The sequence below is a fragment of the Arthrobacter pascens genome, from assembly GCF_030815585.1.
In the GTDB taxonomy this organism is placed as follows: Bacteria; Actinomycetota; Actinomycetes; order Actinomycetales; family Micrococcaceae; genus Arthrobacter; species Arthrobacter pascens_A.
In genome coordinates this window covers 2,624,741-2,641,512 of record NZ_JAUSWY010000001.1, presented here as the reverse complement: position 1 = coordinate 2,641,512, position 16,772 = coordinate 2,624,741, and the positions used below count along the sequence as shown (strand labels likewise).

16 protein-coding genes are annotated in these 16,772 nt (G+C 61.9%); 2 read left to right on the top strand and 14 right to left on the bottom strand.

From position 1 onward, the window contains the following. The first annotated feature begins 2 nt into the window (after positions 1-2). Positions 3-245, top strand: coding sequence for a helix-turn-helix domain-containing protein (locus QFZ30_RS12225; RefSeq protein WP_307076543.1), 243 nt, complete (start codon positions 3-5; stop codon positions 243-245). Here the strand turns inward: QFZ30_RS12225 and QFZ30_RS12220 are convergent. From QFZ30_RS12220 to QFZ30_RS12165, 12 genes are all read right to left on the bottom strand, one after another. Beyond that, on the bottom strand, positions 242-1,258 hold the full coding sequence (locus QFZ30_RS12220; RefSeq protein ID WP_307076541.1) for an ATP-dependent DNA ligase: 1,017 nt from the start codon (positions 1,256-1,258) through the stop codon (positions 242-244). The genes QFZ30_RS12225 and QFZ30_RS12220 overlap by 4 nt on opposite strands. Before the next feature lie 1,128 nt (positions 1,259-2,386). Continuing rightward, positions 2,387-2,587: a phage holin gene (locus tag QFZ30_RS12215; RefSeq protein WP_307076539.1), complete on the bottom strand. Its 201-nt coding sequence runs from the start codon at positions 2,585-2,587 to the stop codon at positions 2,387-2,389. Further along, positions 2,584-2,895, bottom strand: coding sequence for a hypothetical protein (locus tag QFZ30_RS12210; protein WP_307076537.1), 312 nt, complete (start codon positions 2,893-2,895; stop codon positions 2,584-2,586). The genes QFZ30_RS12215 and QFZ30_RS12210 overlap by 4 nt, the downstream gene beginning before the upstream one ends. An 11-nt stretch (positions 2,896-2,906) precedes the next feature. Beyond that, a complete protein-coding gene (locus QFZ30_RS12205) occupies positions 2,907-3,548 on the bottom strand; it encodes an N-acetylmuramoyl-L-alanine amidase (protein ID WP_307076535.1) in 642 nt (213 codons plus the stop codon). Between the two features lie 7 nt (positions 3,549-3,555). Next, complete coding sequence (locus tag QFZ30_RS12200) at positions 3,556-3,933, bottom strand: hypothetical protein (RefSeq protein ID WP_307076533.1); 378 nt, start codon at positions 3,931-3,933, stop codon at positions 3,556-3,558. Further along, on the bottom strand, positions 3,926-4,441 hold the full coding sequence (locus QFZ30_RS12195) for a hypothetical protein (protein WP_307076531.1): 516 nt from the start codon (positions 4,439-4,441) through the stop codon (positions 3,926-3,928). The genes QFZ30_RS12200 and QFZ30_RS12195 overlap by 8 nt, the downstream gene beginning before the upstream one ends. A gap of 14 nt (positions 4,442-4,455) precedes the next feature. Continuing rightward, positions 4,456-5,337, bottom strand: a complete 882-nt coding sequence (locus QFZ30_RS12190; RefSeq protein WP_307076529.1) for a hypothetical protein — start codon at positions 5,335-5,337, stop codon at positions 4,456-4,458. Beyond that, positions 5,338-6,693 carry a hypothetical protein gene (locus QFZ30_RS12185; protein WP_307076527.1) on the bottom strand — a complete coding sequence of 452 codons (1,356 nt, stop codon included), beginning with the start codon at positions 6,691-6,693 and terminating at the stop codon, positions 5,338-5,340. A gap of 18 nt (positions 6,694-6,711) precedes the next feature. After that, a complete protein-coding gene (locus QFZ30_RS12180) occupies positions 6,712-8,895 on the bottom strand; it encodes an SGNH/GDSL hydrolase family protein (RefSeq protein ID WP_307076526.1) in 2,184 nt (727 codons plus the stop codon). Further along, complete coding sequence (locus tag QFZ30_RS12175; RefSeq protein WP_307076524.1) at positions 8,892-11,045, bottom strand: hypothetical protein; 2,154 nt, start codon at positions 11,043-11,045, stop codon at positions 8,892-8,894. The genes QFZ30_RS12180 and QFZ30_RS12175 overlap by 4 nt, the downstream gene beginning before the upstream one ends. A 111-nt stretch (positions 11,046-11,156) precedes the next feature. Continuing rightward, positions 11,157-11,972, bottom strand: coding sequence for a hypothetical protein (locus tag QFZ30_RS12170; protein ID WP_307076522.1), 816 nt, complete (start codon positions 11,970-11,972; stop codon positions 11,157-11,159). Between the two features lie 14 nt (positions 11,973-11,986). Next, positions 11,987-15,124 (bottom strand): phage tail tape measure protein, encoded by a 3,138-nt coding sequence (locus QFZ30_RS12165; protein ID WP_307076521.1) that lies wholly within the window; start codon positions 15,122-15,124, stop codon positions 11,987-11,989. A gap of 48 nt (positions 15,125-15,172) precedes the next feature. On the opposite strand from QFZ30_RS12165, the gene QFZ30_RS12160 reads away from it, so the two are divergent. Then, positions 15,173-15,358 carry a hypothetical protein gene (locus tag QFZ30_RS12160; RefSeq protein WP_307076519.1) on the top strand — a complete coding sequence of 62 codons (186 nt, stop codon included), beginning with the start codon at positions 15,173-15,175 and terminating at the stop codon, positions 15,356-15,358. A gap of 287 nt (positions 15,359-15,645) precedes the next feature. On the opposite strand, the gene QFZ30_RS12155 is transcribed toward QFZ30_RS12160, so the two are convergent. Next, on the bottom strand, positions 15,646-16,164 hold the full coding sequence (locus tag QFZ30_RS12155) for a hypothetical protein (RefSeq protein WP_307076517.1): 519 nt from the start codon (positions 16,162-16,164) through the stop codon (positions 15,646-15,648). 84 nt (positions 16,165-16,248) lie between these two features. After that, a complete protein-coding gene (locus tag QFZ30_RS12150; RefSeq protein WP_307076515.1) occupies positions 16,249-16,770 on the bottom strand; it encodes a phage tail tube protein in 522 nt (173 codons plus the stop codon). Positions 16,771-16,772: the final 2 nt, after the last annotated feature.

The window sequence follows — 16,772 nt, the reverse complement described above, 5'->3', positions numbered from 1 at the left end:
CCGTGACAGACGAGGTGCGACGCCGCTTCCTGACGGTGGAGCAGGTCGCCGAGGAACTCAACGTCGGGCTTCCCCTCGTCCGCAGCCTACTGAAGACAGGCGAGCTCCGAGGGATACAGGTCGGCGGCAGGGGCCTGTGGAGGATTGCGACGACGGATCTTGAGGACTACATCAGCCAGGCGTACCGCAGCACGGCCGAGAAGATCGCGGCCGGCGAAATACCCGATGAGGATCCAGAGTCCTAGGCCGACTTAGCAAGGTTTGGTGGTAGTTCGACCTTGTGAGGCTCCAGTTCGGGACGGGCCCTGATGTACCTAAGTGAGTTGCGGAAGGCATTGCCTGACCATGCCACGTCCGCTGAGACCTCCACCACCATAGGCTGAACCAAGGTCAGTGCGACAGGCCCCTTTTCCTTGCTGAATCTGTCCAGCATCCCTTGGCTGATTTCCTCCGGCCACGGATGAGCGCCAGCCGGCGGCATCAGGTAGCGGGCCAACTCACGGCCAACCTTCGCCGACAGGACAGAAGACCGCCCAACGATCCGCAGCTTCCCACCAACGGGGAGTCCAGCGATGATAACGGTCGGCTGACTCCGGCTGCCGATCACCGCGCCGCACACGACGTCGAGAACGTCGCGGTGCTTGACCTTGAGCCATTGCCGCTGGCCACCTTCATACGTCTGCACCGCGCCCTTGATGACGAGGCCCTCGATTCCTGCAGCCGGCATCTCATCAAACCAGGTCATGGCAAGATCGCGGTCCATTGTGGCAGGGGAGAGTGACAGCGGAGTCCGCCAACCCTCGGCCAGCGCCTCGAGCAGCTCGCGCCTACCAACAAGCGGCACCCCGCGGGTGTCGTGTCCGGCTGATGCCAACAGGTCGAAAGCAGCGAATGCTGCTGGCCAGTCCCTGGAGAGGGCAGTGAGCTTCGCTTTCGAGGTGGTCATGCGCTGCTGCAGCGCCTCAAAGTCCAAACGATCCTTGGACCAGATGACAGCTTCGCCGTCCACTACAAACCCGGGAGGGATCTGCTCGACCGCGGCAGCCACCAGATCCGGGAAGTAGCGAGACAGGTTCTTGCCCTGCCGCGACCACAAGGACACTTCGCCCTTCCCAACAAACACGGCCAGACGAAAGCCGTCCCACTTGGGTTCGTAGAGACAGCCGCCAGGTAACGCTCCGGCCGCCGGGATCTGGTCCACCGCCCTTGCCAGCGCCAGAGACAACGGAGGCCACAAGCCCTTCGGCAGACCATCCATGCTGGAAGTCTAAGTCCAGACGTACGGAAAAGGCCTCCGCCCTCAATGGGAACGTCAGGGGCACATGGGGGAAGTTAGCCACCGACGGCGTCGGCACGCCTCATCCCCTCCAACACGTCAACCCACCATGTCTAAGGTCTACCGAGCGGGCTGATTGAACATGACTTTGTGTGTCGAGGTTACAGTGTTTGTACAGGAACGCAGCGGGTAGCTCTCAGCCAGCAGGGGTACACCTTAGACATGGTTTACGAGGAACACAGGTGCCAGTGCTGCGGGGAGCTGACTGAGACATTATTTTGTGACGACTGCGAACGACATGAGGATGACGTGCTGATTGACGCGGGGGTGGCTTTCGCAGAAGCTGCACGGTAGCACTGACGCGAGAAAGAGTCCGCACGACTTGCCAGAAACAGAAGACCCCACCAGATACCGCGTACACGGAAAGAACTTCATCCGGCGCAGGCGCATGATCCACCCGAAGGATCGGATGTATGTCCCGCTGGTTCCGGGGTACATGACCTGGACTGTCGGCTTGCTCCTGTTTGCTTTGGTCGCAGTGATCACAATCGTCCTCACGTGGTGGGATCCGAGTCCCCTTTACGAGGTTGTTGGTAGTAGCAAGTGAGTTGACCATCTGAGTCGAGTGACGTTCCGGTTTTGTAGAGCTGGCGCAGAGGTCAAGCACAGTTTGAGCGGTTAAGACAGTTGTATGGCCTATCAAGAGCACCGCTGCCAGTGTTGCGGGGAGATTGCGGATACGGCTTTCTGCGAGGACTGCAAGGAGCACATGAAAGCCGACGCGGAAGCTTCTGCAGCCGAGGACGTGCCGGAATCAACTACCGGCCCAAACATGGATAGGTAGTTTCATGTGACCCGCACGTTGGCGTTGGTACCAATCTGTACCGCCTCCGCGGTTTTGACAGCTCAGGCACTCGACCGAAGGTGGAACTACTCGACGCATTTCAGGCGGCGCGTCATGACCGGCTTTCACGGTTATCTTCGGCTCGGTTCCAGACTACCCAAACCCTGGCTGTGATGACCGCGGGGCAACGCGCCGGAGGGATCTCTTGGGCACTCGAACGAACGAAAGGCCCCACCCTGGTGGGGCGCTTTCGTGGGTGTTACGTCTTACGCTTCGTGCTTGCCCTTGGTGGGTGTGTTCGCCAGCGCAAGCCCGTTGGACAGGCCCAGGAGCGCGCCGCCGAGTGCGAGCCATACGCCGAGCTGTTCGACGTTCACGAGGCCGTACACGAGGCCCACAGCGCCAACTGCGACGAGTACGCCGTAGATGTAGGCGCGGGCGGCTGGGCTGGTGATGATGTGGTTCACTTGTCGCCTCCCGCCGTAAGGGTGATCTGGAACTTGCCGATAGCTTCCTTGATCGCTTCCGTGATTAGTTCGGGAGTGATCGCCGGGTTCGCAGTGGAGGCGGACAGTGCCGCCGTCAATGCCGTGATCTGCGCGTTCTGCTCAGCCACGCGCCGCTCTACGCCGTTGATGATCGTCAGCAGTGGGAACTTGTCGCCCCATGCGTTGGGGAAGGTGATCTCACTGAACATGTGGCGGGTGGCGAACTCGCGGCCCTCCGGAGTGTTGTGCCAGTGGATCCCGTCAAGCTTTTCCTGGTTAGTCGGCATTGCGATGCTCCTTACGGGAGGGGGATGGAGAGGTCGATGAAGAACTGCTCGTCAGGGGTGTGGGCGGGCGCGGTGACAGTTCCCTGTGGCGTGACGCCGCCACCGAGAGCCTGCGCCGTGTAGCGGAAGAAGAGGGCCCAGTCGAACTGTGTTCCGGGGTCTGACCGGGATATGCCGGAGTCGCCGTGTGCGCAGAAGCCGGGCACACGGGCCCTTGCCTGCGCGCCGCTGATCCGGATTAGCGGGACCGTGATGCCCTTGCCTGCCATGTGCCGGACGAACTCTGCTGCGGCTATGGCCATGTTGCGGTAGATCCGGTCGCGGCGTTCGTTCGGGATGCTGTGCCATTTACCGGCCTGCACTGCTGCACTGATGCCCACGGCCCAGTTGTTCGTCTCGGAGTCCTGCCACGCCTCGTACTCGAACGGGACCATGTCAATGATCGAATCCGAGTCAACGAGCCGATGGTAGGAGCCGTAGTCGGCGCGGTTGGCGATGAAGCGGGCGCACGTCTCGGCGGACTGGTCATCGCCATCCAGGTCCATCGCGCACTCAGCCGTGTGGATGATGCACGTCCCGGACAGTCTCGCGCCACCCCTGCGCGGGTACGTGTACTGCGGGGTGCCGGGGTTGTAGTTGAGTAGGTAGCTCATGGTCGCCTCACTTCTGTAGCGTCTCGGGCCACTTGATCGGCACGCCGCCGAGATCGTGGACCTGTCCGCGGAGTCCATAGATGTATTCGCGGTAACCGCTGAAGGTCTCTTCCACACTGGCCTTGAACGTTTCGAACTCGGAGCGCAGGGTGCCGATGTCCCTCTTGTTTGCCTCGCGCTCGGTGTCGCGTTCCCGAACGGCCCTGTCCCGTTCCTCCTGCACGTCCTGCAAGAGGGTGCTTTGGTGGGTGAAGATCTGACCGGAGCCTGTCAGGTTGTTCGCTTCCGCCTGTGACTTGCGGTTCCATTTGGCGGCGAGGATGCCACCGGCAGAGCCGAGGACCAGTGCGATTGCGGGCATCCAGTCCCGCAGAAAATCAGTCATCAGATGTCGCTTCCCCCGGTGCCACGATGATTTCCGGGTGCGACTTTCCATGGTTGAGCATCCGTGCGATCCCCGCCGCGCTCAACGCCATGCCCGCCAAGATCGCGGCGAACAGGAAAGCTGTGTTGTCGTTGCCGTTCGGGAGGACCGGGACGCGGCCGAAGTAGTCAATGTAGGACAGCGCCCAGATGGAGAGCATGGCGGTCAGCATCCCCAGCGCCCGTGAATGGTCCACCCTAAACGCCGCCGCTATCAGCATGAACCCGGCAATGAACCACAGCACACCCCAGAGCGGCAGGGGCATGATCCGGATGACGAGATCCAGCCCCGGACTAGGCGCAGTCTTCAAGACGCCGATGTAGGCGAACCCGAAGCACAGGCAGATGATGCCCTTGCCGAGCATGATGGTTCCGCGGGGCCCGTACACTTTCGGGAGCATGTCCATGGCGTTGCGCCTAACCTTGCACATCCACTTGGGGCGCAGATACTTCTTCACACGGCTAAACATGGCGTGCGCGTCCTTTAGTAGTCGGCATTGAGGACCACCAAGCTTTCCGTGGTCACGTACCCCGCGCTGGTGGCGGGTGGCTGCGCGGCGGGTGCGCCGCTGATGCGGATCCGGCAGCCGGTCACGCTCGCGTCGAACAGCGCATATGTGGGTGCGGCGACCGTGAGGCTGTTGCCGGTGCTGATTTCCTTCAGCGTCACCGACGTTGCCGATGTGGCAATGACGGGAACGGCTCGCATGGTGGCCGGGAATGTGACCGCCATGTTTTGTGTGGCCGAACCCAGCACAACGGGTGTGCCGACGCGGACTGTGTGGACGTACCTGTTCAGGAGTAGCCGTTCGACTTGGCGGCCCCGGAGTTCCAGTGAGGGCGGGGCCGCGAGGTCGTCGGGCCAGTCCACCTGAATGAATGCGATCTGGAACGCGCCCAGTGTGAGCGGTTCCAGTGTCACTTCCAGGTACTCGGTTGATGGGTCGTCTACCGTTTCCGCGTAGGTGGCGGTCACGGCGGTTGTGGAACCCAGTGTCGTCACGATGCGGGACGTTGCTCCGATGCCATAGCGAAGGGTGCCGCCATCGGGGCCGTACAGCACGACGGTTACGCGGGCTGGCTGCCGGGAGAACCTGTCGCCGCCTTCGATCCGCTGCGTCAGCTTCGCACTGTTCCCGGCGCCCAGCGTGGTGACGTTCAGGGTCAGCCCGGACTTGCCCCTCAGCCACTTGTCCTGGCCGATGTCAGCCGGGAGTGTGGTGGGCTGACCTGTGGCCGCAGCAGCCCCGCCAAGTTCCAGCTTCCAGCGCGGCACGACGTAGCCCGTTGTGGACCGTGCCGCCGTGCCAAAGTCGGTAAAGAAGAAGTCCGGGTTTATCAGGTGGTTAGTAAATCCGGGCAGCATCTAGACCTCCACGGCTTGGATTGATTCGAGGATGCCGATACCGGCGCCCGCGATGGGGATGGTCCCCTGGGTCGCGTAGTTATACGCGGACGCGGTTGACCAGATGGTGTTGAGGTTTTCGTCCAGCAGCGCGGCGCGGTCGCTGACAATGTCCGTGATCTCGCGGGCCTTCGCATAATCGGCGGGGAAGAACACTCGCTTGAAGGCCAGGAGAGTTCCCGCCCCTTGAGCGTCGTAGTAGGAGCCGTAGTGACGGTCCCCAGTGTCCCCGAGTGTGGTACCGGTCAGGCGGAAGTACCCGGCGAAGCACCGGTCGGCGTCGAACGCAGCACCAAAGGAGGTCGTCGGGGTGTCATGCGGCAAGCCCTTATAGAGGACATAAGCGGCCTTCAGTGCTTCGATGTCGTAGCCAAGATGCCATAGCGCGTCAATGCCATACTCAACCCGGTCCGTGTCCACGGTTCCGGTCCCGACCATATCCCCGGATCTGTGGAATGCGTGGTCGGCGTACTCATGGCTCGTCCCGAAAGGCCAAACGGTCGATACCCTAGTGCTCGGCGTGGATTCGACCGCAAAGTAGTCGTACCCCTGAAGGACGCCGTAGGCCATGAAGTCGCGGGCCTGGGTTGCCACTGTCTCGTAAGCGGTGACGCCCGTCTCTTCGTAGAGCTCATGGAGATATTGGGCGGCGATCAGGTTCCAAGTGGTTGATGTCGTAGTGATGATGTCTGTCCCGTCTACCCGGTCGCAGAACCCGTACCAGGTGGTGCCGCCGACTGTGCGGGTGATCGGGTTGACGCCGTACTTGGGGAACCAGTGCGCGTTAGGGTCCGCGAGGCGCAGGAGGAAGTCCCCCGCAGCCACGGCGGATGTCAGGTACTTTGAATCCTTGGTGGCCTTGTAGGCCGCTAGCATTCCGCGGGCCGCCGTCGCGGTCCCAAACGGGGAGGCGCGAGAGTCCGTGGGGGCGAGCCGGAACCCGCCGCTGATGAGCTTGTTCGGGTCATCCCACTGAAGCGCCAATAGGTTGTCCGCGAACACGCGCACGCCCTCCATCGCGTGCCGGGGACGTGACGGCATGGTGGTTGCGTACAGTGCGAGGAATTTGAGTGCCTTGCCTGCTGCGGTGGAGTTGATCGGCTCACCATCGGCGGACTGGTACTGACCAGCCCAGTCCCCGTTCGGGTACTGGGTTCCATTGAGGGGTTTCCGGAGTTGCAGTGATCGGCGCAACCCGTTGCGAAGGCGTTCCCCGCGCTCGTCCGTGACGCAGCCCGTGAGGTAGGTGTAAACGTCCTCCAACACATTCTGCTCGGAGGTGTTCGCTTTCTGCTCGACATAATCTTCGATGGGCATGGTGCCTCCTAGAGTGCGTTACGCTGCGGTGCCAGGCAGGGTGGTGGGCCAGGCTTCGCTGGTATGGAATGTGACGGAGCCTTCGAAGGCGGTGTTGATGGGCATTGAGAGGACTCGTATGGAGCCAGCAAACGGGGACACGACACGGGTTGCGTTGGTGTCCAGCGTGGAAAGGACCCCGGCGCGGATGCTCGGCGCGTCGGGCCGGAACCCTACCGGGGCGGAGTAGATCGTGACGATTCCGCCTGTGGTGGTGCTGAGTCCTTGCACGTTCACCATGACCTGGCTGCCGAGGCGCCGGATCCAGATGTTGGTGGCGGTGACCCCGGCAGGAAGGGACGCCTTCACGTCCCGCCAGCCCGTATCCCCAAAGATCAGAACGCCGGCAGCGGTGGCCCGCGTCCCAACTGTTGTGTCGATGGTGACTTTCGCCGTTTCCAACACGACGATCCGCCCGTCCTGCGTTGAGGCGTCCCAGTTTGCCGCAGAGTAGGAAGCCCCGGACGTGAACGCCACCTTCGCGGAAACGATGTCACCGTTAGGGGCTATGACCCGCTGCCCCAGGGTGTAGGCGGTGGTCGCCTTCCATGCAGGGATGAACGTCGCGTCGGCGTAGGCTTTGGCTTCGGCAAGTGCAGCGCTGTCCGCCGCAGCCCACGCCGCACGGCTACTGCCCCGGATGAGTACCTCAGCGGTTTTGGCCTGTCCAAGGCTGTTCAGGTGGACACCGTCGCCGGAGTCGTAGAGCGCGTCCAACGAGCCGTTAGCGCCCGTCACAACCGACGCGACATCATAGGTGGCAAGTGCTCCGTTAGGCAGCGTGTCGAGCCATGTGTTATATGCCAGGCGCTTCGTCTTGATGTCCGCCGCCTCCGCGGCACGCGGTGCGATGTTGACATAGAAAATCTGGTCCGCTACCTGTGAGCGGATGACCTTCGCCACGTCCGTGTTGCGGGTCTGGAGATCCGCAAGGGTCGCCGTGCTGTAGACATCGTTGGAGCCGACGTTGAAGTAAAGCCGGTCCATCCTGCCGTAGACACGAGCCTTGCCCCACTTCCAATCCGACGAGTCATCCCATGAAGTCATGGCCGACCCGGAGTGCGCCAGCAGGACGGGGATGGCACCTTCGGCGTAGGCGTGACGCCAGCCGAACGCATCCCACACCGGGTGAGTGGTGCCTACACCCGCCGCAGTTGAAGATCCGAGGTAGCCGTAGACAGGGGTGTCCTCCGGGGTCAGCAGAGTCAGGTAGACATCCAGCGGCATCGTCGCAGACCACGTCATGGGCGAGGCGTCCGTGTAGGAAGCCGCACCGGGGACAACGCCGATATAGGCGCCGCCGTTGCCCACATGCGTTTCCTGGCCCTCCGGGGTGGTGTACCCGTAAGAGATCAGGTACTCGGTATGCGCCTCAATCTGGATATTCTTCGTGCCGATTGCCCAGCGGTAGGAGCCGTCCGTCAGTGTCGTGCGGGCCGGAAGCCCGAGGTCGGTGGGGGTCTCCGCGAAGTCGTTGGTATAGACACCTGCGGCGTCCTTCGCCCGCTTGCCAAAGTAGACGCCGACGAACGTAATGTCGCCCGCGTAGTTCGTCGATGTCTGGTCGTTGTAGTTGCGGAAGTACAGGCGGAAGCCGTCAGCGCCTGCCGCGATCTTGAACGGAGCCCGGACATGGCGGGCCGGTGCAACCTCCTTGAGTCCGCTATTACCGGGCAAGGAAACCTGGTAGAGAACCGTCTTCGTGTCGTGGTCGGTGCGCCGGAACTCGCCCCATGACGCGCCGCCGGATTCCGTGCCGCGTGAGAACACGCGGGGCTCAACGTCCGTACCCGAGACGCGCTGGATCGTGGAGTTGCCCACATCTAGAACTTCTACGGCGCCGTATGGGCTGATAGGTGAGCCTATTGCTGCTGCCACCGTCGAGTTCAGGAACTCATAAAGACCAGGGGTGGTTAGGTCGTTCAGATGCACGTCACCATCGAGGACTCCCCGGTACCATTTGGCAGCAGCCTCGGCGGCCTCCGCAGCGGCGTCGGCGTGGTCCTTGGCCGCGCCCTCAGCCCTGACACCCTCCGCAGTAATGGCACTGTTCGCCGCCGTGGAAATGGCGTTGAGATCCTGCCGCAGACCGTCGTCAGTCGCCGCGATCTTGTCCGTCGTCTCCAGGATCGGCAGGCTGTGCGGGGTGGTAAAGGTCGTCATGGTGTGGCCCCTTCCAGCGGGTCAGAATTGAACGTCGAATAAGTGGCCGTGTCCGGGAACAGGAGCCGCCACTGCTCATAGGTGAGGGTGTCCGCGTGGGCCGCCTCGAACTCGCCGTAGGTGGTGAACGTCGTGGCAGCGGTGATGATGCGGACCCCCAAGGACTGCATATAGGGTCCGTCCGCGCCGTTCTTCACGGACACGATCAACGCGGTCAAGGTGATGCCGAGGAGCTCCGGGGAGCTGATCGTGATGACATCGCCCAGTTGCCGGCGCGGGTCATATCCCACCCGCATCCCGGTAATTACCGGGGCGGGTTCGTTCACTTCGGCGGCAAGGGAGTCAATAATCCGTTGCACAAAGATTGTGTCCGCTTCCTTAGACACCCACGGCCCGCAATCATGCGCGAGGACGGGCGCATAAGCTGGCCCGGCAATGGCCGCGTCGAGCGTCTGCTTAGCCCAATCCGTTTTCCCGAACCAGCGGAGAAGCGGGAATGCTTCCTTGAACCAGCGCGGCCAGATCGTGGTGGACGTGGACGGGTAGCGGAGTTCCAGCTTCTTCCCAGTAGGGAGCGCCCCGGCAGTGTGCACCAGCTTGTAGGTGTTGACGTTGATCTGCTCAAAGGTCGAGGTCAGGTAGGAGGAGCCTGCCTCTTCGGTGGTTTCGCCAGCCAGTACCGCGCCCGTCACTGAACCGTGGCCGCTGTTCGACGGGGCCGACGCGCCCGGCTCGCCCAGGATTAGATAGTCCTGCGACAGGCCTACCCAGTCCGTGCCGGATGGTGGGCTGATGAACTCAGACTTGACCTGCCCGGATTCCAGCGTCTCCGTGTTCCCCTGATAGCCAAGTATGTTGTCCCAGCGCGAACAGCTGATTGTGGGGAGGTCATAGGAGCCCTCCACCTTGGACCGCACACCCAGCAGGGATGATGACCACGACAGGGAACGGAGATCGTCCACATCCGTCAGGGTTTGCACGCTGGCCTGCGCCTTGAGCCCCACCGAGGGAGCCCACTGAAACACGCCAGCCTCATCAATCCACATGCCCGTCAGCGTGGCCTTGCTGATCTGCTCCAAAACGTCGCGGCAGGTCGTCGGCTCGATTGTCGGCCCGGCATCCATCAACCCAAGGTGAGAAAGGTTCTCCATCCGGTAGCGGGCGGTCGGGGTGTAGTTGGTGTAGAGGTTTTCCGTGGATGTGGATGTATGCACGGCATGGAAGCCGGCGGCCCGTGAGTCCACGTCCGCGCTGATCGTGATACGCTCCATCACCGCCGCCGTGGGATCCGCAACCGAGCCTGTAGCCGTAGCTGCCGTATTGGTCCGCAGCGTCCACACGCCAGCCTTCACCAGCAAGGACACCCGAGTAGCAGCGCCCATCACGAGGGAACAAATCTGCACGCCATTCAGCCTGGCGATGGCCGTCCGCGAACCAGCGACGGCCAACTCCACATAATCCGTCGCACCGTAGTACGCCTTCATTGTGGTATTGCCGCTATGGTCCGCGCCCACCGTCATAGAGAACCGGACAGGCTCCGTCATGGGGTACGCGAGATGCGGGGAATATGTGTTCAGCACATCCGCCATCGAGACGCCAGAAGGGCCGTTGTAGGTGGAGCACCACGGCGTGGCCCCGGCGTCCGGGCCGCCAAGGACGCCAGCCGTCATAACCCCAACCTCGGGCCACATCGACGACTGCGCCGGGACGGACACGATGGTCCGGTTCTCCGCGGGCGGCGTGGCATAGAAGCCAGCCGCCCGCAACGCAGCGTCAGCGTAGTACAGGTGCTTGAGTCCCACAGCCCGGTAGTCCGCTGCTGCCCTAACCCTTGGCGGCATGATCCGCATCAACGGCTCATGAGAGAAGCGGGCATTCAACTTGTCATAGTCATCAATGATGGACGACTGCGGCAGACCGAACACGTCACCCGAAGTTTCGTCAACCGCGCCCGTGAACTGCTGCCAGTACGTGACGCCGTCGCCAGCCCAAATCTCCACCCGGTCACCAGTCTTCGGCAACCAGCCAGACGACTCATTCCACGGATTCACGGCCGTAGTCGACACGTCCGGGGCTTCATTCCACACGACACTGCCGGTTGCCTGCTTGATCCCGGACACCGCCGCTACCTGCTCGGGAAGATCGCCCACAAGGTCACGATCAACCGACCAGGACTTATGGTCCCGGACAACGCCGTTCACCAGTATGTAAGACGTAAACGCCGAGACATCCGAACTAACCAAGGAACCCGGCAGCATACGTTACCCCACTTCGGTGATTGTGAATGATGCGTCTGCGTACCGCCCGTAACCGGGCGTGCGGAGAGCTAGGACAACCTGCCGGTCAAGCCCGGAAACAACCGCCTTGAGGCAGCCCTGACCGTCAGACCAGTCGAACAGAGTGTCAGTCCACGTCATTGCCGGGCGTGCGGCCTGCGCCGTATTGATCGCCTGGACGTGGGCCTGTACCGCATTGGCTGGCGGGGTTGCCGTGACGGTGCAGCGCGTGGCCACACCAGCGACACCCTGCGCGGTTCCGGTACTGAAGGAGATGAACGCCCCGGCAGCGTCAACCCACCGGATCCGCACCGCAGCGTTGACACCTACCAGATAGGCGGACACCGTCACGGGCTGGCCGGGCAGGGCTGGAACCAGATCATTCCCGAAATAGAACGGCGTGGCCGGGGTGGCGTTCGTGAACGACCGCCCCGCCCAACCGTCCGCGCCCAGATTTAGCGGGCCCGTAGCAGTGACGCCGCCCGTGTAGAGCGTTGACGGATCACAAGACGCCTGAGCGGGGGTCAGGAGGTTCGTGACCGGGGCATCCGCGGACACCCAGATAAACGGGCCATAACCCCACTCACCGCCCGCAAAAGCAGCCAACGCCCCAACATCCCGAGGTGTCGCCGTAACCACGCCCACGGACCACTGACGACGCCGCAACGGCCGCGACACCTGAGCCTTCACCTTCCCGCCGAGAGTCCGCTCAAACGTGAACGGATCGTCAGCCGGGATCGACTGAGACGCCGGGCACTTCAACTCGATAAGCCGTCCGGGCGTGCCAAGATAAACGCTCACGGCGCCCTCGCTCTCTAGTTGCGGTTCATGTTGCGTTGCACTTCATTGACCGCCTGCGCGAACTCACGAGACCCGAGCTTTAGGACGCTCTGAACAGTGATATGCATGTCTGCCTTCGTGGCGTAGGCCTGCGCGGCGTGATCCCGGCCAGCGCGACCGCCACCCACATAGCCAGGCAGTTTCGGGAATGTGCCTGCGTTGATTGCGGCCAGTTCGCGGTTGTAGCGGTTGGACGAGGGGCCGTTGATGATCCACTCGTCTTTGTCCACGCGGGCTAGTGGGACACCGGCCGATGAGATCCCAAGGAACCCGTCAGTAGTGTCAGTGCCCGGCCCGTTAGATGGGAGTTTCCCGCCGCCCGAATAGCCGCGGACGCGTCCGCCAGTCGCGTGGTTGGACGGATCCAATGCCGCCATGCCAGGGTCATTCGCGTAACCACCGCCCCGCACCTGAGTCTCCAGGATGCGGATCTTGTGCTCGACCGTCGTTATGTTGACATGAACATTCTTGGGGATGTTATTGATCGCCCCGGTGGTCTGTTCCGCCATGCGCTTGGCTTCGTCAGCCATCCACGTGTTGATGTCAACGTTGTCTGGAACACCCAGCACATGACGTGCCAGATTGATGGCGTCATCACCGACGATGCCCATACCAGCCGCGGCGGTAAGTAGGGACTGATACGTGGTCCCTAGGTTCGCCTGCAACTCACCCTGCCCGACGCCGTCCTTGGCTTTAGCCTCAATCTCCGCCATACCCGTATTGGTGATGGTCTGGAACTGAGAGTTGAGTATTCGGCCGGCCTCAGTAGTTAGGTCAAAGTCGGTCTTAGCTGCATTGAGCGCCCCGCCAAGGTTGTACTGCTCAGCAGCCAGGGCCTTAGCCGCCTCAGCACCCATGCCTTCGGCAATGAGTTGATCCTCAATCGCCTTCGTGGCAGCCTCGACAGCACCCTTCGTGCCATCAATAGCCGCCTGATGGGCAGCGGTCGCTTCCCGTGCGCTCATCGTGATCAGCCCAGCAGCGAACAGCGCCTCGGTGAACTTGGCAAGATCGGCAACCGTGCCGTCAGCAGCCACGCCGATGTCCTCTAGAGCCTTCTCAACCTCCGCCGCCTGCTCCGCCGCAACTTCAGACGCTTTACCGGCGCCTTCAATCGAAGTGGCCGCACCGTCCGTAGCCTCGGTGCCTTTCAGCATGGCCTCGGTCAACGCCTCCTGAGAAACCTGCGTCTCACCATTCGCGGTCATGCTGGAAAGGATGGCGTCCTTGTATGCAGGGAAAAGCTCAATGAGCTCGCCTATGGGCTTCTTCTGCTTCTCGGCAGCCTCGGCCGCGACGCGAAAACCTGCCGCCGCGTCTTTCATATTCCCACTGGTCGCCATGGACGCAATCGCTTTATCCAGATTGCCGATAGCATCCTTAGCGACATTGATTCCAGACGTGGCGCCATTTCCAGACACGCTCGACCAGAAGTCGTTCATGTTGTCGTTGACCTGCGGGTTGAAGACTCGCTTCATTGCAGATTCAAGATCATTGACTGCGGTAAAGCTTGAGTTGCCAGGCTTAGTGACGCCATTGAATGCGGCATCAAGGGCGTCACGGGCCTTATCGCCATTAGTGGCAATGCCTGACAGTGCGTTGTTGAAATCTTCGACACTTGTCTTTGACCGGTCATTGTCGGTAGCGGTAGCCGCAAGAGTTGCAGCCGTCGCCAGCGCTGCATAGGCAGCCGCCGCAACACCAGCCACCGCCCCCGCCTTACCAACAGCGCTACGTGCCCTACTGCCGGCTGGTGCGAGCTTGTCAAACGCCTGCACCGAATCGAGGATCTTAGGCGTCAAGGTCAGGAACGCGCCGGCACCCAGTGCCGCAATGCCGACGACACCGCCAAGCACTGTCAGGACGCCCTTGACGGGCCCCGGGAGGTTGCCGAACGCCTGCGCCAGACCCGCAACAGACTCCGCCACGCCAGCAATGATCGGAAGCAGGACAGCGCCCGCATCTATCGCGGCATCCTTGATGTTATTCCAAGCAATTTTAACCTTGGACTCGGTCGTCTCGTACCGCTTCGCCGCCTCCGCAGCGAGCGCGGAGTTTGACTGCCAAGCAGAATCGCCTAGCTGCAGCGAATCAGCCAGCAGGTCGCCGGCGCCGGCGAGGCGAAGGATCACGCCTGTTTCTTCAGTGCCCTTGATCCCAAGGTCAGACATCGTCTGGATGACATCTCCGCCAGATGCCTTGACTCGGCCAAGGCCCTTGACCATCGAATCGACAGCGCGGACAGGGTCGGTCTCAAAGGCGGTAGCGAACTCCTTGGACGAAACCCCGGCAACCTTCGCCAGGTTGTCCAGACCTTCGCCACCCTCCTTCACGTCGCCATACATGCGCTGCATGACGCGGGAGATAACGCCGCCGCCAAGCTGCGCCTCGATACCCACTGAAGCCATAGCGTTCGACAGAGCCAGCACGTCAGACTCAGACGCGCCAACCAGCTTCGCCGCGCCAGCAATCCGCTTAGCCATGTCCAGGATCTCGGCCTCAGTGGACGCGCCTGCGTTACCAAGAGCCACGAGGGTGGCGCCGAAGCGCTCCACACCCTTAGACCCGTCGCGCTCCATAGTGCCCATGACGTTGGAAATCTGGGCGATGGACGTTGCGGCTTCTTCAGCGGTTAGGTTAGTCGTCTCGCCAAGGTCAACCATCGTCTTTGTGAAGCCGACGACATCTTCACGCTTCACGCCAAGCTGACCCGCGGCCTCAGCCACGCCTGCGATCTCCTCATGCGTGGCCGGGAGCGTCTTCGCCAGCCCGCGGAGGGATGCCTCAAGCTCGTTCATCTGTGCCGGTGACCCGTCAACCGTCTTAGTAACACCGGCCCAGGCAGATTCCCAATCCATCGCGGCCTTGCCAGCGAGCCCGAGCCCGGTAACTCCTGCGGCCCCAAATCCCAGTAGTGCCGCGCCTGAGAGTTCCCACGCCTCGCGGTTCTTGTTCGCTGACTGGACCATCTTGCCGAGATAGGTGTCCGCAGCCTTCGCAGAATCCTCTGCGCCCTTCTTGACCTTCTGAGTGGAAGCTGCCGCTTCCTCCATCGCCCGCTTGAATCCCTGGATCTCGGCGCTGAACGTCACTTTCACACGGCGATCAGCCACGGGAACCTCCACTGTTTAATTTTTCTGGGATGCCGTATGCTCACGGGCATGACACTGAAGCGCATTGCACTTATCGGGATACCGCTAGGCCTTCTGCTGGTGGTCATTGGTGCCGTTGGCTACGTGAACCAGAGCAGCGCCTACCTTCTGTTCTGGGTGGGCCTAATTGCCCTCGCTCTCGGTGTCGGGTCAGCCTTCGCTGCCGCGTGGCGCAAACGTCCTGCGGGTGACTAACTCCTCGTCAATCTCCTTGGCGTAGAACCGCTGCCCCGGTTCGGGCTTGAACTTCTCTTGCCCGGTGTGTTCCTCAACCGCAGCAGACGCGTAGCACGTGATGTCCGCAACTTCGTATAGGCCCGCGTTTGCTTCGTTGCGGCACTCAAACTTTGGCCGTCCACATGCACACATGCCCTCGACATACAGGGTGTACGCGAACTCAAGCAGCCGGTCCTTGAACTCGGACAGTGTGCCAAGATACGCGGACGGCGGGCGCTGGAAACGCTCAGCCGTTTTGAGGGCTGCTAGGACTCGCCACCATCGTCCCGTGTAGAGGGCTTCGGCAAAAAATCGGCGCTCACGGTGGGGAGTTCCGTGGATGCTTGGTGATATGCGGAGAGGATGAGGCCGAACTGTGCCGGGCCTAACTTCTTTTCCAGTCGCTTGACCTGATCGACGGTGACCTTGGGCGCGGTGATCGCATCGGACAGGACGATATACGCCAAGCCACTGGCGCCGGCGTCCGTGTTCGCCTTAGCAAACTCTCGTTTCTCTTCGTCGCCATGGCCGCTAACCCGGATCGTCAAGGCTGAGTCATGGAACTGCTGCGCGATCTTCTGATACTCGGCCCGAAGCTTACCGACGCCACCGCCCATGCTCGGGCCGTCCACGTCCTCAGTCTCGTCAGCGTTATTGATCTGCTCGCCCAGACGGTCAAGGTCAGCGATCAGGCCCGCCTTCTGGTAAACGGTCACGGCGCGCTGGGGACGTTCCGCGTCATCCAGCCAGGCGTCAAAGTCGAAATCTTGAGGGGTCTCAGTCATTGGATAGGCTCCATTTCTAGGGGTTAGGCTCGGGAAGTTGAGGATGGCGGCGCGGAGCCTAACACGCGCCGCCATCCGGTCTAACTAGGCGCCGGCTGCAACCGCAATGAAGGGGTAGCCAGTCTGCACTTCGGTCGGGATCCGGTACTTGATGAAGCCAGTTCCGTCCGTGCGCTGCGGGGTGTCCGTGGTGAACTCGGCGGCGAGGTAGATTTCATCGGTGGCAACCCAAGGAGTAGTCGCTTCCTTGTCCATCTGTCGGGCGATGGCGTAGAGGGTTGCGCCCTTGACCTTCAGAGCGGCCCAGCCAGTTTCCGCCGCGGTATCAAAGCCGCCGGCAGTGGCGAACTTCCGCCAGAGCGTGAAAGCGAGCTGGTAGTTTGACGCGCCGATAGCGTTTGCGTTTCCGCTCGCACCCAGTGCTTTCTCAGCAACCTTGTCAGAATCGACGGCGGCGAACGTGAAGTCGCTGGACAGGACATCCAATGACAGGTCAAGCCCGGCGTTCGCCTCCGTCACCGTCACCGTCTTGGTCGCCCAACCTACGGGCTTCGTGGTCATGATAGTGAACTTGGTCTTGCCGTCAGCAAGGACTTTTGCAGCCATGG